Annotated in this window: 19 protein-coding genes; 1 reads left to right on the forward strand and 18 read right to left on the reverse strand. The window is 62.9% G+C overall.

Going from position 1 to position 18,706, the window contains the following annotated elements; translation table 11 throughout:
* Positions 1 to 60: 60 nt before the first annotated feature.
* From BLS57_RS05825 to ruvC, 14 genes are all read right to left on the reverse strand, one after another.
* Entirely contained in the window at positions 61 to 645 is a 585-nt protein-coding gene (locus BLS57_RS05825; RefSeq protein WP_093740079.1) for an MOSC domain-containing protein, read from the reverse strand.
* A 100-nt stretch (positions 646 to 745) separates the two neighbouring features.
* A complete protein-coding gene (ftsH, locus tag BLS57_RS05830; RefSeq protein ID WP_093740081.1) occupies positions 746 to 2,662 on the reverse strand; it encodes an ATP-dependent zinc metalloprotease FtsH in 1,917 nt (638 codons plus the stop codon).
* 101 nt (positions 2,663 to 2,763) lie between these two features.
* Positions 2,764 to 4,035, reverse strand: coding sequence for a tRNA lysidine(34) synthetase TilS (gene tilS / locus BLS57_RS05835; RefSeq protein WP_093740083.1), 1,272 nt, complete (start codon positions 4,033 to 4,035; stop codon positions 2,764 to 2,766).
* Positions 4,036 to 4,041: 6 nt separating this feature from the next.
* A complete protein-coding gene (gene ybgF / locus BLS57_RS05840) occupies positions 4,042 to 4,899 on the reverse strand; it encodes a tol-pal system protein YbgF (RefSeq protein WP_093740364.1) in 858 nt (285 codons plus the stop codon).
* Positions 4,900 to 4,966: 67 nt separating this feature from the next.
* Positions 4,967 to 5,497, reverse strand: coding sequence for a peptidoglycan-associated lipoprotein Pal (pal, locus tag BLS57_RS05845; RefSeq protein WP_093740085.1), 531 nt, complete (start codon positions 5,495 to 5,497; stop codon positions 4,967 to 4,969).
* A gap of 98 nt (positions 5,498 to 5,595) precedes the next feature.
* Positions 5,596 to 6,939, reverse strand: coding sequence for a Tol-Pal system beta propeller repeat protein TolB (gene tolB / locus BLS57_RS05850; RefSeq protein WP_093740087.1), 1,344 nt, complete (start codon positions 6,937 to 6,939; stop codon positions 5,596 to 5,598).
* Between the two features lies 1 nt (position 6,940).
* Positions 6,941 to 8,110: an energy transducer TonB gene (locus BLS57_RS05855; protein WP_093740089.1), complete on the reverse strand. Its 1,170-nt coding sequence runs from the start codon at positions 8,108 to 8,110 to the stop codon at positions 6,941 to 6,943.
* Between the two features lie 3 nt (positions 8,111 to 8,113).
* Complete coding sequence (tolR, locus tag BLS57_RS05860; RefSeq protein WP_093740091.1) at positions 8,114 to 8,587, reverse strand: protein TolR; 474 nt, start codon at positions 8,585 to 8,587, stop codon at positions 8,114 to 8,116.
* A gap of 3 nt (positions 8,588 to 8,590) precedes the next feature.
* Entirely contained in the window at positions 8,591 to 9,286 is a 696-nt protein-coding gene (tolQ, locus tag BLS57_RS05865) for a protein TolQ (protein ID WP_093740093.1), read from the reverse strand.
* Between the two features lie 119 nt (positions 9,287 to 9,405).
* The gene (locus BLS57_RS05870) at positions 9,406 to 9,804 is read right to left on the reverse strand and encodes a YbgC/FadM family acyl-CoA thioesterase (RefSeq protein ID WP_093740095.1); all 399 of its coding nucleotides are present in this window, start codon (positions 9,802 to 9,804) and stop codon (positions 9,406 to 9,408) included.
* On the reverse strand, positions 9,801 to 10,418 hold the full coding sequence (locus tag BLS57_RS05875) for a hypothetical protein (protein WP_167356381.1): 618 nt from the start codon (positions 10,416 to 10,418) through the stop codon (positions 9,801 to 9,803). Before BLS57_RS05875 ends, BLS57_RS05870 begins: the two co-directional genes overlap by 4 nt.
* 28 nt (positions 10,419 to 10,446) lie before the next feature.
* Positions 10,447 to 11,466, reverse strand: a complete 1,020-nt coding sequence (ruvB, locus tag BLS57_RS05880; protein WP_093740097.1) for a Holliday junction branch migration DNA helicase RuvB — start codon at positions 11,464 to 11,466, stop codon at positions 10,447 to 10,449.
* A 45-nt stretch (positions 11,467 to 11,511) separates the two neighbouring features.
* On the reverse strand, positions 11,512 to 12,189 hold the full coding sequence (gene ruvA, locus BLS57_RS05885; RefSeq protein WP_093740099.1) for a Holliday junction branch migration protein RuvA: 678 nt from the start codon (positions 12,187 to 12,189) through the stop codon (positions 11,512 to 11,514).
* The gene (gene ruvC / locus BLS57_RS05890) at positions 12,186 to 12,692 is read right to left on the reverse strand and encodes a crossover junction endodeoxyribonuclease RuvC (protein ID WP_093740368.1); all 507 of its coding nucleotides are present in this window, start codon (positions 12,690 to 12,692) and stop codon (positions 12,186 to 12,188) included. Before ruvC ends, ruvA begins: the two co-directional genes overlap by 4 nt.
* A gap of 328 nt (positions 12,693 to 13,020) precedes the next feature.
* Between ruvC and BLS57_RS05895 the strand changes: the two genes are divergently transcribed.
* Positions 13,021 to 13,239, forward strand: coding sequence for a DUF1127 domain-containing protein (locus BLS57_RS05895; RefSeq protein WP_093740101.1), 219 nt, complete (start codon positions 13,021 to 13,023; stop codon positions 13,237 to 13,239).
* A gap of 89 nt (positions 13,240 to 13,328) precedes the next feature.
* Here BLS57_RS05895 and BLS57_RS05900 read toward each other — a convergent pair whose 3' ends face one another.
* The 4 genes from BLS57_RS05900 to BLS57_RS05915 all read right to left on the reverse strand — a co-directional run bounded on the left by BLS57_RS05900 (position 13,329) and on the right by BLS57_RS05915 (position 18,643).
* Positions 13,329 to 13,673 carry a hypothetical protein gene (locus BLS57_RS05900; protein WP_093740103.1) on the reverse strand — a complete coding sequence of 115 codons (345 nt, stop codon included), beginning with the start codon at positions 13,671 to 13,673 and terminating at the stop codon, positions 13,329 to 13,331.
* A 111-nt stretch (positions 13,674 to 13,784) separates the two neighbouring features.
* A complete protein-coding gene (locus BLS57_RS05905) occupies positions 13,785 to 14,657 on the reverse strand; it encodes a 50S ribosomal protein L11 methyltransferase (protein ID WP_093740105.1) in 873 nt (290 codons plus the stop codon).
* Between the two features lie 82 nt (positions 14,658 to 14,739).
* Positions 14,740 to 15,972 (reverse strand): MFS transporter, encoded by a 1,233-nt coding sequence (locus BLS57_RS05910; protein WP_093740107.1) that lies wholly within the window; start codon positions 15,970 to 15,972, stop codon positions 14,740 to 14,742.
* Positions 15,973 to 16,453: 481 nt separating this feature from the next.
* Entirely contained in the window at positions 16,454 to 18,643 is a 2,190-nt protein-coding gene (locus BLS57_RS05915; protein ID WP_093740109.1) for a primosomal protein N', read from the reverse strand.
* Between the last annotated feature and the right edge of the window lie 63 nt (positions 18,644 to 18,706).

Here is an 18,706-nt window from a genome sequence, read left to right on the forward strand (position 1 = left end):
CTTAACGCAGGGATTGGAGGCCGTATTTCCGACATTCAAAGAGCGCGAAGCGGCGCGGGGTCAATCGAGATGCGGCCAGACCGGTTGATCGGGCACGAAAAGCCGCAACTCGTCGCCGATTGCGAGCGGCCCTTCCCGCTCGACCCAAGCCGTCACGCCGCGTTTGCCAAGGGCGGCGGCCCGAAAGCCTTTGCCATGGCCCGGCGTCTCGTTCTCGATCTCGCGGGCGGGGAGGTTGCAGGGGCCGTTTTCGACATCCACCACCAGTGTCGTGCCATTTGCGCTCTGGAGGCGCGAGGCGGGCGGGACGAAGGTAAAGTCGGGGATGCCTTCGAGGATGATTGAAGCGCCAAGCAGGGTTGGATCAAGCGACGGCAGGTCAATCGCTTCGCCGATCTGCGCCATCTCTTCGGCGGACAGGATCGATAGCTGTCGAGCGTTGCGGATCTCAGTACCTTTCGGATGCAGGTTGCGTACCCGCACGCAGGCGGGACGGGTCAGTCCGGCATGGAAGTCGTCGTCAAAGCCTGCATAGCTTGCGAAGGCTTTTTCCAGCGGTGCCGAGCGAATGTTCTCCCGGTTCTGCGGGACAGCCCCCAGCCAGGTGATCCGGGCGATGTAATCTGTCGTGCGAAAGGCGGACATTGGGTATTCCTCTGAGCAGGTCGCGATATTTGCACAGGTGGCCCGGAAAAAGAAAAGCCCCGCCGAAGCGGGGCCGTTCAAATTCTGTATCGGGTGGTCATTAGACCGAAGGTTCAGGCTCCATGCCGCCATCCTTCGGCGGGGTTTTCTTGCCCTTCGCCTTGGGGATCGCGGTAACGCTGGGTGCGCTGCCCGCGTCGGAGTTGTCATCATCCGGGTCTTCGGCAGGCGGAAGTCCGTCCATGACGCGTTTGATCTCATCACCAGTCAGGGTTTCATATTCAAGCAGGCCCTGGGCCAGACGCTCGAATTCGATCTCTTTCTCGGTGATGATTTTCAGCGCGTGGTCATAGCCGTCCTGAATGAACTTCTGGACCTCTTTTTCCACCAATTCCTTGGTGTTGGCCGAGACCGAGAACCCACCCGTGTTGCCCTGATAGCCCTGTGCGGCTTCGGAATAGTCGATATTGCCAACCTTGTCCGACATGCCCCATTGCAGCACCATCGCACGGGCCAGCGCTGAAGCCTGCTGGATGTCGCCCGCCGGGCCGTTGGACACCGAATCCGGTCCATATTTGTGGATTTCCGCCGCCTTACCGGCCATGGCCATGGCCAGACGCTGGTGGCATTCGTCCTTGAACATATTGAGGCGGTCGATCTCAGGCAGGCTCATCACCATACCAAGCGCACCACCGCGCGGGATGATCGTGGCTTTGTAGACCGGATCACATTTCGGCAGGGTCATGCCAACCAGCGCGTGGCCAGCCTCGTGATAGGCGGTCATCTCTTTCTGCTCGGCGGTCATTACCATCGAGCGGCGCTCCGGCCCCATCATGACCTTGTCCTTGGCCTGTTCGAAATCGACCATGGTGACAAAGCGACGACCCACCCGGGCGGCCATGAGGGCGGCCTCGTTGACGAGGTTCGCGAGATCAGCACCCGAGAAGCCCGGCGTGCCGCGTGCGATGATGCGCAGGTCAACATCTGGCCCCAACGGGGTCTTACGGGCGTGAACCGAGAGGATCTTCTCGCGGCCTTTGATGTCGGGGTTCGGCACGGTGACCTGACGGTCAAAGCGGCCCGGACGCAACAGCGCGGGGTCGAGCACGTCACGGCGGTTGGTCGCGGCGAGGATGATGACACCTTCGTTGGACTCAAAACCGTCCATCTCGACCAGAAGCTGGTTCAAGGTCTGCTCACGCTCGTCATTGCCGCCGCCGTAACCAGCGCCACGATGGCGGCCCACGGCGTCGATCTCATCGATAAAGACGATGCAGGGCGCGTTTTTCTTGGCCTGCTCGAACATGTCACGGACACGGGATGCACCTACACCGACGAACATCTCGACAAAGTCGGAGCCGGAGATCGTGAAGAAAGGCACACCCGCCTCACCCGCAATGGCCCGCGCCAGCAGCGTTTTACCTGTACCCGGAGGGCCCACAAGCAGCGCGCCTTTGGGGATCTTGCCGCCCAAGCGCGAAAATTTCTGCGGGTTGCGCAGGAATTCAACGATTTCCTCAAGCTCTTCCTTGGCCTCATCAATGCCCGCGACATCGTCAAAGGTCACGCGGCCTTGCTTTTCGGTCAGCATCTTGGCCTTGGATTTGCCAAAGCCCATGGCGCCGCCTTTGCCGCCGCCCTGCATCCGGTTCATGAAGTAGATCCAGACACCGATCAGCAGCGCGATGGGCAGCAGCGACATCAAGAATGTCTGGAAGCCGGACTGCTCCTGCGGCCGCGCCTTGACCGGAATGTCATTGCTGATGAGCAGTTGCGTCAGTTCCGCATCCTCGGGCTTGATCGTAAGATAGTCAGACCCATCCGCCGACCGGAACCGGACCTGCTCGCCATCGAGCGTCACGTTCCGAACATCGCCATCCTGAACGGAGGTAACAAACTCGGAATAGCTGACTTCGTTGTTTTGCAGCGACCCACTGGACCCGCTGAAAAGATTGAACAGCGCCAAAACCAGCAACATCAGGACAACCCAGAAGGCGAGGTTACGAACATTTCCCAAGGGAATTCTCCTAAATTCACATGGCCGCAGGCAAGTCCCGCGACCCAAGGGGCGCCCGTCCGGGCAACCACCACACTAAGATAGACATGATGCGCTCATGTTCAATGCGATAATGGTGCGGAGTTGATCCATCCAGCACCACGTTCAAGCTGCACATGCCATTTCTGGCCCATCCCGGCAAGGGGCGCTGCAAGCAGGTTTTCGCCCTGCCAGATCGCTGGGGTGGAAAGTAGCATGGCGCGAGGGCGACCCGTCTCCCGCCAGTCGGGACATTGCAGCAGCCCGTCCGGCCCAAGAGCGCGTAATTCGGCCCCGTCTGGGAAGGTATCCGGCGGTACGGCGCGCCAGCGCCCGTCCCACAGATGATCGGCGGGGGCGACGCGGTCCCGGACAGCGTTATACTCCCGAAACACCCAGATTTCGCCGCGTCGCAAGAGTGTCTGACAGCCGTCTAATGTGCCTGCTTGCCCCTGAGCGAGGCCTGCGATCAATGCAGCCACTGGCGCACGCCGAGGCGGATATGGGTTGCCGGTGATCCATCCTAATGCGCGGACCATCAAACGGCGGCGGATTTCTTCGGGCTGTGAGTGGAAAGCGTCAGCATCCAACACCACCGCCCCCGCATCAAGGCGCAGGATTCTGCGCGCAGTACAGTCGGTCTGCTCTTCCAGCGCCTCGCGGGCAACCGCCATATTGCGCGCCACGTCGGCTAGTGCATCGGCATCAATGCCGAGCGGCTCGAACGCGGCAAGGGCTTGGCGGGTCTGGATGCGTGTATATTGGAGATCATCGTTGCTGGGGTCTTCGACCCAGTCAAGCGCCCGGCGCCGCAGATAGTCGCGCAGAGCTTCCCGCCGCACCGCCAGCAGCGGGCGCAGCCATGTGACACCGTGCCGCGTGCTCTGTGGCGCCATAGCCGAGAGCCCGTCGACGCCTGCGCGCCGCGCCAACCGCATCAGAACCGTCTCGGCCTGATCATCTGCCGTGTGGCCGAGTGCCACGACAGGCAGGTTTCCCCGCGCAGCCCATTCGGCCATCAGGGTATAGCGCGCCTCGCGGGCAGCGTTTTGTAAATTGCCCTGCCCGCCCCAACCGCGCCATTTTAGCGTTTCATGAGGAATGCCAAGCTCCGCGGCATGGCGTGCGACGAGATCAGCTTCCGCAGCAGCTTCAGGTCGCAGACCGTGGTCAACTGTCACAGATGCGAGATATGTACCCGCCGCTGCGCAAACCCCGTGCAGCAGATACAGCAAGGCCAAAGAATCGCCGCCCCCTGAAACGGCGATACCCAAGCGGGGCGGCAGCGCGTCGCTAAGCCCCGCACGCAGCGCTTCGGCCAATTCTGCATCAGCCGAAGCGGCGCGCGGGTCCATCGTTGGTTAGGAGCAACCCAGCGTCTGGCGCTGTGCTTCAGCTTGGCTGACCTGCGATGCGTTGGGGAAACGCACGGCGACTTCGGAAAGGGTCACACAGGCTTCTTGTGTTTGCTCCAAAGTGCCGAGCGACCGGCCCAGTTCGAACAGCGACTGCGGGGCCACGGGGCCTTCGGGATCAGTGCTGAAGGCTGCGAGATAGGCGCGGGCGGCTTCGCGGTTGTCACCCAATCCGGTCAGTGCTTCGCCGCGACGTAGTTCAGCCTCGGCGGCTAGTGGACCGCCTGGATAGGTCTGATTGAAGGTCGCAAAGAGGTCGGCGGCGCTGCGAAAGTCACCGTTTGCGAGCGCCTCCCGCGCCCGCTCAAAATCGGCCTTCTCGCTGACCGCCAGCTCTGCTTCGTTGATGGGGGTGACGATGCCGTTGGCGTTTTCCCCACCGCTGCCAGGTGTGGTCTCAACAACCTCACGGTCGGCGTCCGTCCCCGGGGCCACAACGGCAGGTTTTTCACCTCCGCCAAGGGTCGAGGTCTCGCCAAGCGCGCCCAGATCGCCGCCCTCAAGCTCGACCAGACGGTACTCCAGATCACCGATCCGATTGGTGCCATCGGTCACCACGCGGTTGATCCGGTTTTCCATTTCCTCGGTCTTAGAGGTCAGGCGCTGCAATTCGCTTTCCATCGTGCTGACCCGTTCGAGCACCGAAGAGCCCCCGGTATCGACCGACCCACCGCCGGTGGTGGACAGTTCCCGGCGCAGCTTTTGCACCTCGACATTGAGCACGGTCAGCTGCTGGCGAATGTCCGCCAGCGTCTGATCGTTGTCCTGCGCCATAAGCGCGGCGGGGGCTGTCATCAGCCCCATCACCGCAATAAGGATATACCGCTTCAGCACATTGGCCTCCTTGGATTGGTTGTTACCGAGCGCCGCCTTAGCTGGTCAGCGCGCCACCGGCGAGCACGGTCACCGCGCGGCGGTTCTTGGCATAGCAGGCCTCTTCCGAGCAGATTTCGATCGGGCGCTCTTTGCCGTAGCTGATCGTCTTGAGCCGCGATGCCGCGATGCCTTTTGATATCATATATTCGCGCACGGCATTTGCCCGGCGTCCACCAAGCGCGATGTTGTATTCGCGCGTGCCCTGCTCATCCGCGTGACCTTCGATCACGGCCTGATAGTCAGAGTTGGTCTGCAACCAAGCCACCTGCCCGTCGAGCGTGGCGCGGCCTGCATCCGTCAGGGTGGATTGGTCCACCATGAAGAGCACCCGGTCGCCGACGGCCTGCTGGAAATAGGCGGTGGAGGTCGGGTCATTGGCGCTGCCCGGTACGATACCGGCATTGGCACCTGCGCCTGCATTGGCCCCGGCCCCGCCCATGCCATCGGCACCGAAACGGTCAGGGTTGGTACAGGCCGACACGGCCAGCGCGGAAATCAAAAGCGTGCTCGTCAGAATGCGTTTCATGGGGTCTGCCCTCTCGGTGGTGGCGGTGTCGTTGGAGGAGATAACACAGGCGCGGGATCATGGGAATTGCCCGCGCCTGTGGGGAAATGATGTTTGGCTCAGTTCTGCAGGGGCGACCAAGACGGGTCCGACCCGCCTTCAGGCGTGCGCACCGGCTTGAGGTTCCGCCCCGAGATATCGACCGAGTAGAGCGACGAGGAGCCGCCCGCGCCTTGGGTCTCACGCGCGAACATGATGACGCGGCCATTGGGCGCCCATGTCGGGCCTTCGTCGAGGAAGGACGCCGTGAGCAGACGCTCTTCTGAGCCATCCGTGCGCATCACACCAATGTGGAAGCGGCCCTTGTTCTGTTTGGTAAAGGCGATGAGATCGCCACGCGGCGACCAGACGGGCGTGCCATAACGCCCTTCGCCAAAGGAAATGCGCGTCGCCTCGCCCCCGGTGGCAGGCATAATATAGAGCTGCTGGCTGCCCGAACGGTCGCTTTCGAAGACGATCTGGCTGCCGTCAGGCGAGAAGCTGGGCGCTGTCTCAATGGCAGGCGTGTTGGTCAGGCGCACCGATTGGCCAGAGTTGATGTCCATCGTGTAGATATCGGTATTGCCGCCCTGGCTCAGCGAATAGACCACCGTCTGACCGCTGGGCGAGAAACGGGGCGCGAAGCTCATGGTGCCCTCGGCGCTCTCCAACGCACGGCGCTGGACCGAACCGATGTCGAGCACATAGATGCGCGGGAAACCGCTTTCATAGCTGGTGTAAAGCACGCGATTGCCGTCGGGCGAGAAGCGCGGGGCCAGCACGATGGAGCCGGATTCGGTCAGGTACTTCAGGTTTGCCCCGTCGTAATCCATGATCGCCAGCCGCTTCTGACGGTCGTCCTTTGGCCCGGTTTCCGAGACATAGACCACGCGGCTGTCGAAATAGCCGCCCTCCCCGGTGATCCGGCTGTAGACTGCATCGGCCACCTTATGCGCCATGCGGCGCCAGCCATCGACGGTGCCCGAAAACTGCAAACCGCCTTGCCCATTTGCGTCAACCAGTTCCTCGCCGGAGAAAACATCATAGACGCGAAACTTAACGTTCACACTGTTGCCAGTGACATTGACCGCGCCTGCAATCAGCGCCTGCGCGTTGATTGCTTTCCAATCGGCATATTCAACCGGCGCGTTAAAGTCGCTGACGGTCGAGATATAGGCGCTGGCCGGGATCTCACGAAACAGGCCGGTGCCGGTCAGGTCTTCTGACACGACGCGGGCGATGTCCACCGCCAGTTGCCCGGCCTCGCCGCTTTCGGGTTGAAAGGCGGGCACGGCAAAGGGCAAAGGCTCGATGGTTGGGTCATCGATCACGATGCGCAGCGGCTCGGCGCGGGCTGGATCGGGGGCCAGCGTGAATACGGTGGCGGCACTCAGCGCCAGCAGTCCCAGAAGTCTCGTCAGCATGTTATCGGCTCCTCATTGGGTCGAATGTCATCTCGATGTCTTGCCATTGGCTGTATTTTTCCTGCGGCAGGTCGTAGCCCCGGCTGCCGCAACGGATCACGGCCCGTTTGGCGGCTTCAAAGGCTTGGCGGGCAGCGGCATCGCTGCCGCCACTGGAACTTAGCAGCCGGATCGAACTGGCGACCGGCGTGCCGTCTTGGTTCATCTGCAGGCCCACGATCACGGTGGTCCGCGATGCTTCCGTCGACAGCGCCCCGATGTTCCAGCAGGCCGACACGGCCACGCGCAGGGATTCCCTTTCACTGGAGTTCAGTGGCGGACCGCTCGGCGCAGGGGCTTCGGCCTCCGGCTGCCCCAGCACTTCGCTAAGCGCGTCGGCGATGGCGTCTTCGGTTGAGCTTGGCGTCTCAACAGGTTCCGGCGTTGGCTCCGGCTCCGGTGTTGGTTCAGGCTCGGGCGTCGACGTAGGTGTTTCGGCAGGCTCTTCCGGTGCCTCTGCCACCTCAACCGGCGGCGGTGGTGGGGGGCGACGACCGGGTGGGCGCGGTGAGGCAGCCGGGGCCTTGTCGGCCTCGGTCACGATCTCGGTTGTGCTATCCTCTGGCGTCTGGGCTTCCTGAGGTTCTTCCACGACGGTTTCCGCCTCGGCCTCGGCATCAGGGGCCACGGCGGGCTGCTCGTCCAGATCAGGGCGGACCTCGGGGTCGGGCTGTTCCACTGGCTCCGGCGCCACACGCGGCGCTTCGCGAGGGGTGGCTTCGGGCGCGATTTCGGGCACCAGAACGGCGGTGTCACCAATCGGCTCGGGCATTTCGGGGGCCGTGTCGTCCACTTCGGTCTGCGGCGGCAGTTCCAGCTCGGTCACCTCTGGCGGCGTGTCCTCGGGCGGGGTCTCGGTCTGCACCGGTTCGGGTTGTTCAATGGCGGTGTCAGGCTCTGCGGTGACGTCAGGAGCATCTTCCGTCACCTCTGGCGGTGCGGGCTGGGCAACTTCGGTGGTCGAAGACGGTGCCTGCTGCGCTGCAACCAGCGCGTCATATTCCGCCGCCGAGATCACCGACACCTCGGTCATCTGAACAGGCTCGGGCTCGGAGGTGAAGATATTCCCAAAGAACAGCCAGCCGATAAGGCCCAGATGCCCGGCACCTGATATATAATGCCCGGTATGCACCGCTCAGCCACCCGACGCGTCGCTGCCGTCCAACGCCGGGCCGCCGATGTCAGTCACCAGACCGATGTTGGAAAAGCCGCCTGCGTTGAGCGCGCCCATGACTTCCATGATCTGCGCATAGGGCACCTTGCCATCCGCGCGCAGGAACACGCGGTCGCTGGCCCGCTCCGACGCGATGGCACGCAGCTTGGTTACCAGCTGGTCTTTCGGCGTCTCGGTGGTTTGAATCTGCACCGAGCCTTCGGCGGTGACGGTCACGGTCAGCGGCTCTTCTTGGTCAGAGGGCAACGCACTGGCGGCGGTTTTCGGCAGTTCCACCGGCACGCCCACAGTCAACAGCGGGGCCGCGACCATGAAGATGATCAAGAGCACCAGCATAACGTCGACAAAAGGCGTGACGTTGATCTCGGCCATCGGCTGCGCGCGACCACGTCTGCGCCCTCGTCCGCCCTGTTTTTTCATGACACCTGCGCCCATGGCTTAGCTGTCCAACTGGCGGCTGAGGATGGTGGCGAACTCATCCGAGAAGGCCTCATAGTTGCCAAGGATGCGGTCACTGTCGGCGCTCAGCTTGTTGTAAAAGACAACCGCCGGGATCGCGGCCAGAAGGCCGATGCCGGTCGCCAAGAGCGCCTCGGCGATGCCCGGTGCCACGACGGCGAGGTTGGTGTTCTGCTGGGCGGCAATCTCGATGAAGGAGTTCATGATGCCGAAGACGGTACCGAACAGACCCACGAATGGCGCAGTAGAGCCGACGGTCGCCAGAACCGGCAGACCCTTTTGCAGACGCTCGGCTTCTTTGGCGATGGCCACGTCCATCGAGCGGTCGATGCGTGCGGTGGCGCCGGGGATCAATGCGCCGTCTTCGCGGTGCGAGCGGCGCCATTCGGACATGCCGGCGGCAAAGATTTTCTCTGACGGCCCGTCGGGATCGGCGCCAATGGTGTCGAAAAGCCCGTCCAGCGGCTCGCCTGACCAGAAGGCCTGATCGAACTGCGCGGCTTCGGCGCGGGCCTTGCGGTACTGAATGGTCTTTTGAACGATGATTGACCAAGACCAGAACGAGGCCCCGATCAGCATGATCATTACGAGTTTGACGGTCACCGTCGCCTTGGCGAACAGCCCCCACAAGGAGAAATCCATCTCCTGCGCCAATGCCAGCGTCTCTGCTTCCATGTGTCTATGCTCTTTCCTGCCACCCCATTTGGGGCAATCTGCCTCTTGGGCCCGTGTTTTCGGGCCTCAATTTGGCGCAAAGCTAGCTGACTGCAACCGGGATTGCCAGAATTATGGTATTAGCTTGCCGAATTGCCGTCGGACTGGCGAAGTTTCGCTGGCAGACGGGTGGGTCGGCCTTCGGTTGTCATGCAGACCGCCGTCACTTTGGCGCGGAAAATTACCTTGCCGTCGCGCATCACATCCTGATCAAAGACCCATCGCACCGGCCCTTCGGCCTGATGTGTGGTCAGCACCTCCAACCGGTCGCCAAAGCGCGCCGCCCCGATATAGTCAGCCTCGACCCTAGTCACGGCAAAGACCAAACCGCCGTCGCGCATGGCGCGCTGGTCTAGGCCGAGTTGTTCGACAATGTCCGAGCGTGCGCGTTCGATGTAGCGCAGGTAGTTGGCGTAATAGACGATGCCCGCCATGTCGGTGTCTTCGTAAAAGATGCGGACCGGGAAGCTATGGCTCATGCCGACACCCGCGCGGCGAGGCGGAGCGCATGGCTGGCGTCGTTTGCGGCAGGCGGCATCACCGGATCATAGGCAGCGCGGATAACATCGGCCACTTCGGGACGCAGTACCAGCGCCTCATCGGCCAGCGCCAGCGGCGACTGCTCAGCGAAGGCCGCGTCGGACCAGAGCAGAATGATCTGCACCGCTTGGCTCAGCGCCAAGACCTGCGCCGACATATCGCGCAAGCTTTCGTCCATGCGCAGGAACACGAAGGCCGCCTTGATCGCGCCGTTCTCCTCAAAACGGAAAAAGCGGTATTGGTTCGCCCCCGCCGCCTGAAGTCGCTCCACCTGCCCCGCAAGGTCCGGCACCAAACCGTCCATGCCCGGCACGTCCAACAGTTCGGCCCAATCGGCAAAGAAGAACATCATGACATTGCTGCCCAACTCAGGGTCGGTCTCGGCCATGTCATGGCCCGCAAGGCTGGCGACGGCTTCAAGCGCGCCCTTGATCACCGGCAGCGCGCCCTCTTCGACGCCAAAGACCACCGGCGCGATGGGGCGGCCCCAGCGGGCAAAGGCGAACTGCCCGTCGCGGCGGGTGAACAATGTCTCGATATCTTGTGCCGTCATGGTCATCACTTCCACCTCGTCTTGCGCCTCAGCCAAAGAGGTCGTTCTGCCCTTTTGGCGCAGCCATACCTAGATGCGTCCAAGCCTTGGCCGCCAACATTCTGCCGCGCGAGGTACGCTGGATCAGGCCCTGCTGCAACAAAAAGGGCTCAATCACCTCCTCCAGCGCGTCGCGGCTTTCGCTGAGCGCGGCTGACAGGGTTTCGATCCCCACCGGGCCACCCTGATAGTTCTCGGCAATCAGCTTGAGATAGCGCCGGTCGGCCCCATCAAGCCCCAGATGATCGACCCCAAGCCGGGTGAGCGCCATATCCGCCAAGTCACGTGTCACGCGGCCATCGCCCTCAACCACCGCAAAATCCACCACGCGGCGCAGCAGACGCCCCGCGATGCGCGGCGTGCCACGCGCACGTTTGGCGATCTCGCGCGCGCCGCCCTCGTCGGCGGGCGCGCCGAGTTTGCGGGCGTTGCGGTCGACGATGATATAGAGCTCGTCTTCGGTGTAAAATTGCAGGCGCGTCGGGATGCCGAAACGGTCGCGCAGCGGTGTCGTCAGCAGGCCCATGCGGGTGGTAGCGCCCACCAGCGTGAAGGGCTGCAACTCGATCCGCACGGTGCGCGCAGCAGGGCCTTCGCCGATCACCAGATCGAGCTCAAAATCCTCGAGCGCAGGGTAGAGCACCTCCTCCACCGCCGGGTTCAGACGGTGAATTTCGTCGATGAAAAGCACGTCGCGGGCTTCGAGGTTAGTCAGGATCGCCGCCAGATCGCCCGCCTTGGCCAGCACCGGGCCCGAGGTCATGCGAAAGCCCACGCCCAACTCCCGCGCCATGATCTGCGCCAGCGTCGTCTTGCCCAAGCCCGGAGGCCCGTGGAACAGCGTGTGATCCATCGCCTCGCCCCGTTGGCGGGCAGATTGGATAAAAACGGCGAGGTTCGCGCGTGCCTCGGCCTGCCCGACAAACTCCGCCAGCATCTGTGGCCGCAAGGCGCGGTCAAAGTCTTCGGGCATCGGCTCGGGCCGCAGGGTGGGGTCAATGTCGGTCATAGGGCCTCGTTATGCCGCAGGGCGGAGGGTTCTGCCAGAGGGGTCTCACCCCTGAGGCGCCAGCAGCTTCAATGCCGCACGGATCAGCGCCTTGGTATCCGCTTCCGGCGTCTCCCCCGCCGCCTGCGCCACGGCGCCCGCCGCATCGCCGGGGGCGTAGCCGAGGTTGCCAAGGGCCGAAAGCGCCTCGGACTGCGCCGAGGCATTGGGAGCTGCGGGTTTCGGCGCGGGACGCGGGGCGGCAGCCTCAATGACGGTCTCATCGGCGGCGGCCTGCGCCTCGCCCAGAGCGTCCGCCACGGTGCCGGTCATCGCCATTACACCGGGGGCCTTGTCCTTGAGGTCCAGCACCACACGCTGTGCAATCTTGGGGCCGATGCCCTTGGCCGCCTTCACCGCGTTCCAGTCGCCAAGCGCAATTGCGCGGCTGACGCCATCCGGCCCCAACGTGCCGAGGATTGCGAGCGACGCCTTGGCCCCCACCCCCTGCACTGAGGTCAGCAGGCGGTGCCATTCCTTCTCCACCAGCGTCTGGAAACCAAACAACTGCATCAGGTCTTCGCGCACCACCAGATCAGTATAGAGCGCCACGACCTCGCCCACGCCCGGCAGCGCGGCCATAGTGCGGTCGGAGATATAGACGAGGTACCCGACACCCCGCACGTCGATCAGCAAGTGATCGGCAGCGCGGTAGTCGATGCGACCTGAAAGCTTGCCGATCATGCCTGCGCCCTCGCTACGGCCTGCGCCAAGGTGCTGGCCCCGCCGTGATGCGCGTGGCAGATGGCAATCGCCAGCGCATCCGCCGCATCCGGCCCCGCAATCTCGATCCCCGGCATCTGCATCCGCACCATATGCGCCACCTGTCCTTTGTCCGCATGGCCGACACCGACCACGGTTTTCTTGACCTTATTGGGGGCATATTCCCCCACCGTCAGCCCAAACTGCGCGGGCACCAGCATGGCGATACCCCGCGCTTGGCCAAGTTTCAGCGTCCCGGCCCCGTCTTTGTTCACAAAAGTCTGCTCAACCGCCGCCGTGCCGGGGCGGTAGGTCGAAAGCACCCGCGTCAATTGCCCATGCAGCGACAAAAGCCGCATCGCGAGGTCGTCGCCCTCGGAATGGCAGATGCCATTGGCGACATGCGCGATTCGGCTGCCCGAGACGTCGATGACCCCCCAGCCGAGATTGCGCAGCCCCGGATCTATGCCGATCACCCGTATCATCACTGCCCTCATAAAATTTGTTGCTTTTTTGAAGCACTAGCACGAAAGGCGAACATCCGCCAAGGCTTTGCGTGTGTGGAGGGTTTGCGACATGCCGCCTGTCGCTTTTGAACCACGCGGTCAAAACCCGCCATTTCGATGTCGAAAACCGACATGCAAAATGCGTGATTTGCCTATAATTTATTGGTGTTTAAGCCGCCCTGCGACCTATGCAAAAAACGCAGAGCACCCCCGGCGTTTTCAGGGGATTGCGCGGTTCAGGTTTCGGTTCTATTTGCAAAAAATCCAGTTCGGCATTCGGCACAGCGATCAGACAAAGGACGGCACCATGGCAGCACTCGACACCACCCGCAGCGCATACGGCTCGACATCGGCCGTCTCGCGTATCTTCTCCTTCTTCGGCGCCGTATTCGGCGCGATCGAGGCGTGGCAGGACACCCGCATGACTCGCAAAGCGCTCTCGGATCTCACAGACCATGAGCTAGCCGACATCGGTCTGCTGCGTGGCGACATTGACCTCGTCGCTCAGAGCCATTTCGTGCGCTAAGCCCCACCCCGCCAAACATATGATAAAGCCGTAGCTGGGCGCCCCCGGCTACGGCTTTTCTATTTTTCAGTCGATGGGTTCACGTTTGCTTAACGCATGATCGGCCCGGTGAGGTCGGCCAAAGACTGCGTCAGCGGATCAATTGCCAGCATCACTGCTCCGGCACGCTCTACCGCGCCGCCATCCGCCAGTGTCGACAGGCGTTCGTTATAGGTGATCGGCCCGACGGCGGCGAGGGTGAAGGCTTTGAAAACAAAGAACCCCATCACGATCAGCACCAGACCCTTAAAGGGAAAACCCCGGCGCGCGCGCTTTGGTGTGACCGTCATCAGCCCATCACGGCCAACGCGGGTAACGTAACCGCCCGTCATCTGCTTGTGCTTGCGCCCCAGCATTTCCAGACGTTTGACAAATTGAGCATGGGTTTCGACCATGGCAGCCTCACTCGCAACACGGCCCCCACCGCTTTGCTGACAATTTGAATAAAGCTCAAATGTGGCAACAAAGTGGCAAAAGGCTCAAATGCAACGAGAATGAGGCGTAAATTACGCCACAAGTTGCAGCGTTAGTGTCGTCCAGTCACCAATACTCTCACGGTGGGTCAGATTGATGCCAGATCGTGCATAAACCTCGATCACCTCGTCAGCCTGTTCGTTCAGAATGCCCGAGAGAATCGCATAGCCCTTGGGCTGAAGCGCCTGGGCCATGTCGGGGGCCAAGGCCACCAGCGGGCCTTTGAGGATATTGGCAAAGACCAGATCGAAGGGCGCGGCCTCTGCCAAAGTGGGGTGATCGAATCCCGCCGCCTCGACGCAGGTCACGCGGCCTGTGAGGTCATTCGCATCGACATTGGCCTGCGCGACTTCGACGGCAACTTCGTCAATATCGCTGGCCAGCACGGTTTCAGGCCAGATACGAGCCGCCGCCATCGCCAACACAGCGGTGCCGCAGCCGATGTCCGCAACGTTCTTGCCGTGGAAGCCCGCCTCGGCCAAACGGTCCAGCGCCTTGAGGCAGCCCAGCGTCGTGCCGTGGTGGCCGGTGCCAAAGGCCATCGCAGCCTCGATCAGAAGGGGCTCGCAGTCCGCGGGCACCTTGTCGGCGTCATGGCTGCCATAGACGAAAAAGCGCCCAGCCTCCACCGGGGCCAATTCGCGGCGCACATGGGCGACCCAGTCGGTTTCGGGCAGTTCCGAGATGGTGAAGTCTTTGGCGCCCATCGCGGCGGCCAGCACCGCAAGGGCCGCTGTGTCGGGCTCTTCTTCAAAATAGCCGCCAACTTCCCACAGGCCCGAGCCGTCTTCGACCTCAAACACCCCGACGCCGGTCGGTTCAGGGGTCAGCCGCTCCATCGCTTCGCCCAAGGCATAGGCGGGGTCGCGGCCTGTGAGTGTGGTCAGGGCGGTGAAAGTGGGCATGGCGCGGTCCTTTGCTGCGGTGCGGTTGCGCTTCGCCTAGGGCTGCGCGCGCGTCGGGTCAAGCCATGCTGGCGCGGGCGCGTTATTCGGCGGCTTGTGGCAGGGCACGCTGAAAGATCGTTTCATGCCCCGGCACCGGGTGGCGCGGGATAAGCAAAGACAGCATCAGCGAGACCGCCGCCATGCCCGCTGCGAGGAAGAAGACCGCGGCAGGGGAAGCGAGCCACAAAAGGCCAAGCCCGACCGGCAGGAAGACCGCGGCGATATGGTTGATCGTGAATGCGACTGCCGCCGTCGGGGCGATATCCGCCGGGTCGGCGATTTTCTGGAAGTAGGTTTTCAGGGCTAAGGCGAGGGCAAAGAACATGTGGTCAATCACATAAAGCGCCGCCGCGATAACCACGCCCCAGCCGAGGTAGTAGACGCCGCCATAGGCCAGAAAGACCATGATTAACCCGATATATTCCACCGCCAGCGTCCGGCGTTCGCCGAAATGGCCCACGGCGCGGCCCATCAGTGGGGCGAAGATCATATTGGCGATGAGGTTGATGAGGTAAAGCGTGGTGATCTCATGCACTTCAAAGCCAAAGCGTTCGACCATCATGAAGCCCGCAAAGACCACGAAAATCTGCCGCCGGGCGCCTGACATGAATTGCAGCGCGTAATAGAGCCAGTAGCGTTTGCGCAGGATCATTTTCTTGGTCTGCACGGTGGGGGATTCAAACTGCGGATAGGCCAGCATTGCGATGAGGGCGATCACCACAGTGATGCCGCCGCCGATCATATAGACGATGCTATAGCTGAGGTTCAGCGTCTCCCAAAGCGCCATGATCGCCAGATAGGCCACCAGCGTCGCGAGTGATCCGGCGGCCATGAGCCAGCCGATCATGCGCGGGGCGTCTTCGATTTTCAGCCATTGCAGTTGCAGCGATTGGTTTACCGTTTCGTAGTAGTGAAAGCCGATGGAGCTGAGCATGGTAATGGTAAGGATGCCGCCCATGGAGGGGAAATAGGCGGTGATCGCCGTCGCCGCGCCGAGCAGGACCAGTGAGACCAGCCCCAGCACCTGTTCGCGGACGAAGATGATGATGGCGATGACGCCGATGGCGAAGAAGCCGGGGATTTCACGCACGGTGTGCAGAAGGCCGATGTCGGACCCGTCGAAGTCGGCCACCTCGATTACGAAGTTGTTCAGCAGCGCCGACCAGGTGTTGAAGGCGATGGGCATGGCGAGCGCCATGAGGAACAGCAGGGCCACGGGGCGGCGCCAGAACGGCAGGTGCTTGGCTTCTTCGAGGGTGATGTAACGGGTCATGGGGAAGCAATACGCCGGGGCTTTGCAATTGGCGAGGGAAAAGGCGGAGAGCCGGGCTGCGCCAGACCGGGGGCTGGCGCTCTCGCTTTCTCAATTGCGCAATTTATCTCGGCAACCCATGTAGAACACTCGCAGGCCGGCACTCCGATTGCAAAAGCGCCAGCCCAAGGGCCGGTCTGGCGCTGCCCGGCGGCCTTACGGCCTTGATTCCGGGCTGTTGTGCGCGGGGAAAGGGAATGCCCGCTAGCGGTTTCCGCCGCACCTTCTGCGCCTAGCATTAAGTTTCTCTAACTCCACCCGGCCCGGAGTCAAGCCGCAGGCGCCGGGCCATCGCCTGCCCGCCCGGACGGGTAGGCGATTTGGTGAGGCTAGGCGCAACATTGCGAAGGCGCATCATGGTTGAGCCATAAAGTGGCAGCATCATAAGGTTGGATCGCCGACCCGCGGGCAGGCGCTGGCCCTCGTTTTACCACAGCCAGCTTCAGTAAAAACTCTGCGGATCAATATCCACCGCCAGCCGCAAATCCCCCTTTAGCCGCAGCGCCCCGACCCACTTGCTCAGCGCCTCCTGCAACGCCACACTCTTATCCGCCTTTACCAACAACCGCACCCGATGCCGCCCCCGCACCCGCGCAATCGGCGCTGGCGCCGGGCCAAAGACCTGTGCCCCCACGGCCCTAAGCGGCCCATCATGCCGCGCCAGATAATTGCCCAGATCAAAGACCGCCGCCGCATCACTGCCGCTCAGAATGATTCCCGCCATACGCCCATAAGGCGGCACCCCGGCCTGGCGGCGTTCCCCGGCTTCAGCGGCCCAGAACTTCTCCTCCTCACCCGCCAAAATCGCCCGGATCACCGGATGCTCTGGCTGATAGGTCTGCAAAAGCGCTGCCCCCGGCGCCTCGGCCCGGCCTGCGCGCCCGGCCACCTGCCGCATCAATTGAAAGGTCCGCTCCGCCGCACGCAGGTCCGAGCCGGTCAGCCCCAGATCGGCATCGATCACCCCCACCAAGGTGAGCTTGGGAAAGTTATGCCCCTTGGCCACCAACTGCGTGCCGATGATGATGTCCGCCGCCCCCTCGGCGATCCCCGCAATCTCGGCCTTGAGCGCCCGGGCCGAGCCATACATATCCGAACTCAAGGTCGCGATCCGCGCCTCGGGCCAAAGCGCCGTGGCCTCTTCGCCCAAGCGCTCCACCCCCGGTCCGATGGGCGCAAGCTTGCCCTCGACCTCGCAAGACGGGCAGGCCTCCGGCATCGGTTTGGTCTCGCCACATTGGTGGCAAACCAGACGCTTCAAGAACCGATGCTCCACCATCCGCGCATCGCATTGGTCGCAACCGATCTGTTCACCACAGGCGCGGCACAGCGTGATCGGCGCATAGCCGCGACGGTTGATAAACAGCATCGCCTGCTCGCCACGCTCCAGCCGTGCATCGACCTCGCGTTTCATCTCGGCCGAGATCCACTTGTCGCCGGGCAACCCCGTCTGCCGCATGTCAATCGCGCCCATCTGCGGCATCACCGCCGGGCCAAAGCGCGAGGTCAGCTCCAAGCGACGGTACTTGCCCGCCTCGGCATTGGCCCAAGTCTCAAGGCTGGGCGTGGCACTGGCCAGCACCACCTGCGCGCCGCAGATCGAAGCGCGCAATACGGCCATATCGCGGGCATTATACAAGACCCCATCTTCCTGCTTGTAAGAGGTGTCATGCTCCTCATCGACAACGATCAGCCCGAGGTTCTGAAACGGCAGGAACAGTGCCGAGCGCGCGCCGATCACCAGTTGCGCATTGCCCTCACCCACCATGCGCCAAATGCGGCGGCGCTCGGTCATGGTGACGCCGGAATGCCACTCGGCGGGCTTGGCGCCAAAGCGTTCCTCGACCCGGTCCAGAAACTGCTCGGTGAGGGCAATCTCGGGCAGCAGAACCAGCGCCTGCCGCCCGGACTCCACCGCCGCCGCCACGGCTTCGAGATAGACTTCGGTCTTGCCCGAGCCGGTGACCCCGCGTAGCAGGGTCGTGCCATAGCTCTCAGCCTTTATGCCCTCGCGCAGCACCGCCGCCGCCTTGGCCTGATCTTCGGTCAGTGCCTTTCCCGGCAATGACGGATCGAGCCGTCGAAACGGCAGATCGCGGGGGCTTTCTTCTTCGCGCACGGCGCCTTGGTCGACGAGGCCCTTGACCACCGACGAGGTCACTCCGGCCATCTCGGACAGCTCCTTCAGCGTGAAGGCCAGATCGCCGTATTCCTCCAGCACCGCCATGACCCGCTGGCGCGCATCGGTCATACGGGTTGGCACCCCCTCGCCCGCCCGGTAAATCTTGCGCATCGAGGGCGGGTCGCCCAAGCCCGGTGCGCGGGTGGCCAGCCGCAGCATCGCGGGCAGCGGGGTCAGCGTATAGGCGGCGGAACGCAGCAAAAATTCGCGCATCTCGTCGCGCATCGGCGGCGCATCCAGCACCCGGATCACATGGCGCACTTTGTTGATGTCATAGTCGCCGGCCCCCGGCCCCCAGACCACGCCCATCACCTTGCGCGGGCCCAATGGCACCTCGACAAAGGCCCCGGCATGACAGCCCCCTTCGGGCGCACGGTAGTCCAGCGCACGGCCCAAAGGTTGGGTCGTCATCACCGAGAGCAACTCGCCATGATGGTAGAATTCAGCCATGTCCGCCGTATGCTCCGCCTCGCTTGTGGGAATTCAGGCTTTAAGCATCGCAGATCATGCGGT

Source organism: Sulfitobacter delicatus (assembly GCF_900102535.1).
In the GTDB taxonomy this organism is placed as follows: domain Bacteria; phylum Pseudomonadota; class Alphaproteobacteria; order Rhodobacterales; family Rhodobacteraceae; genus Sulfitobacter; species Sulfitobacter delicatus.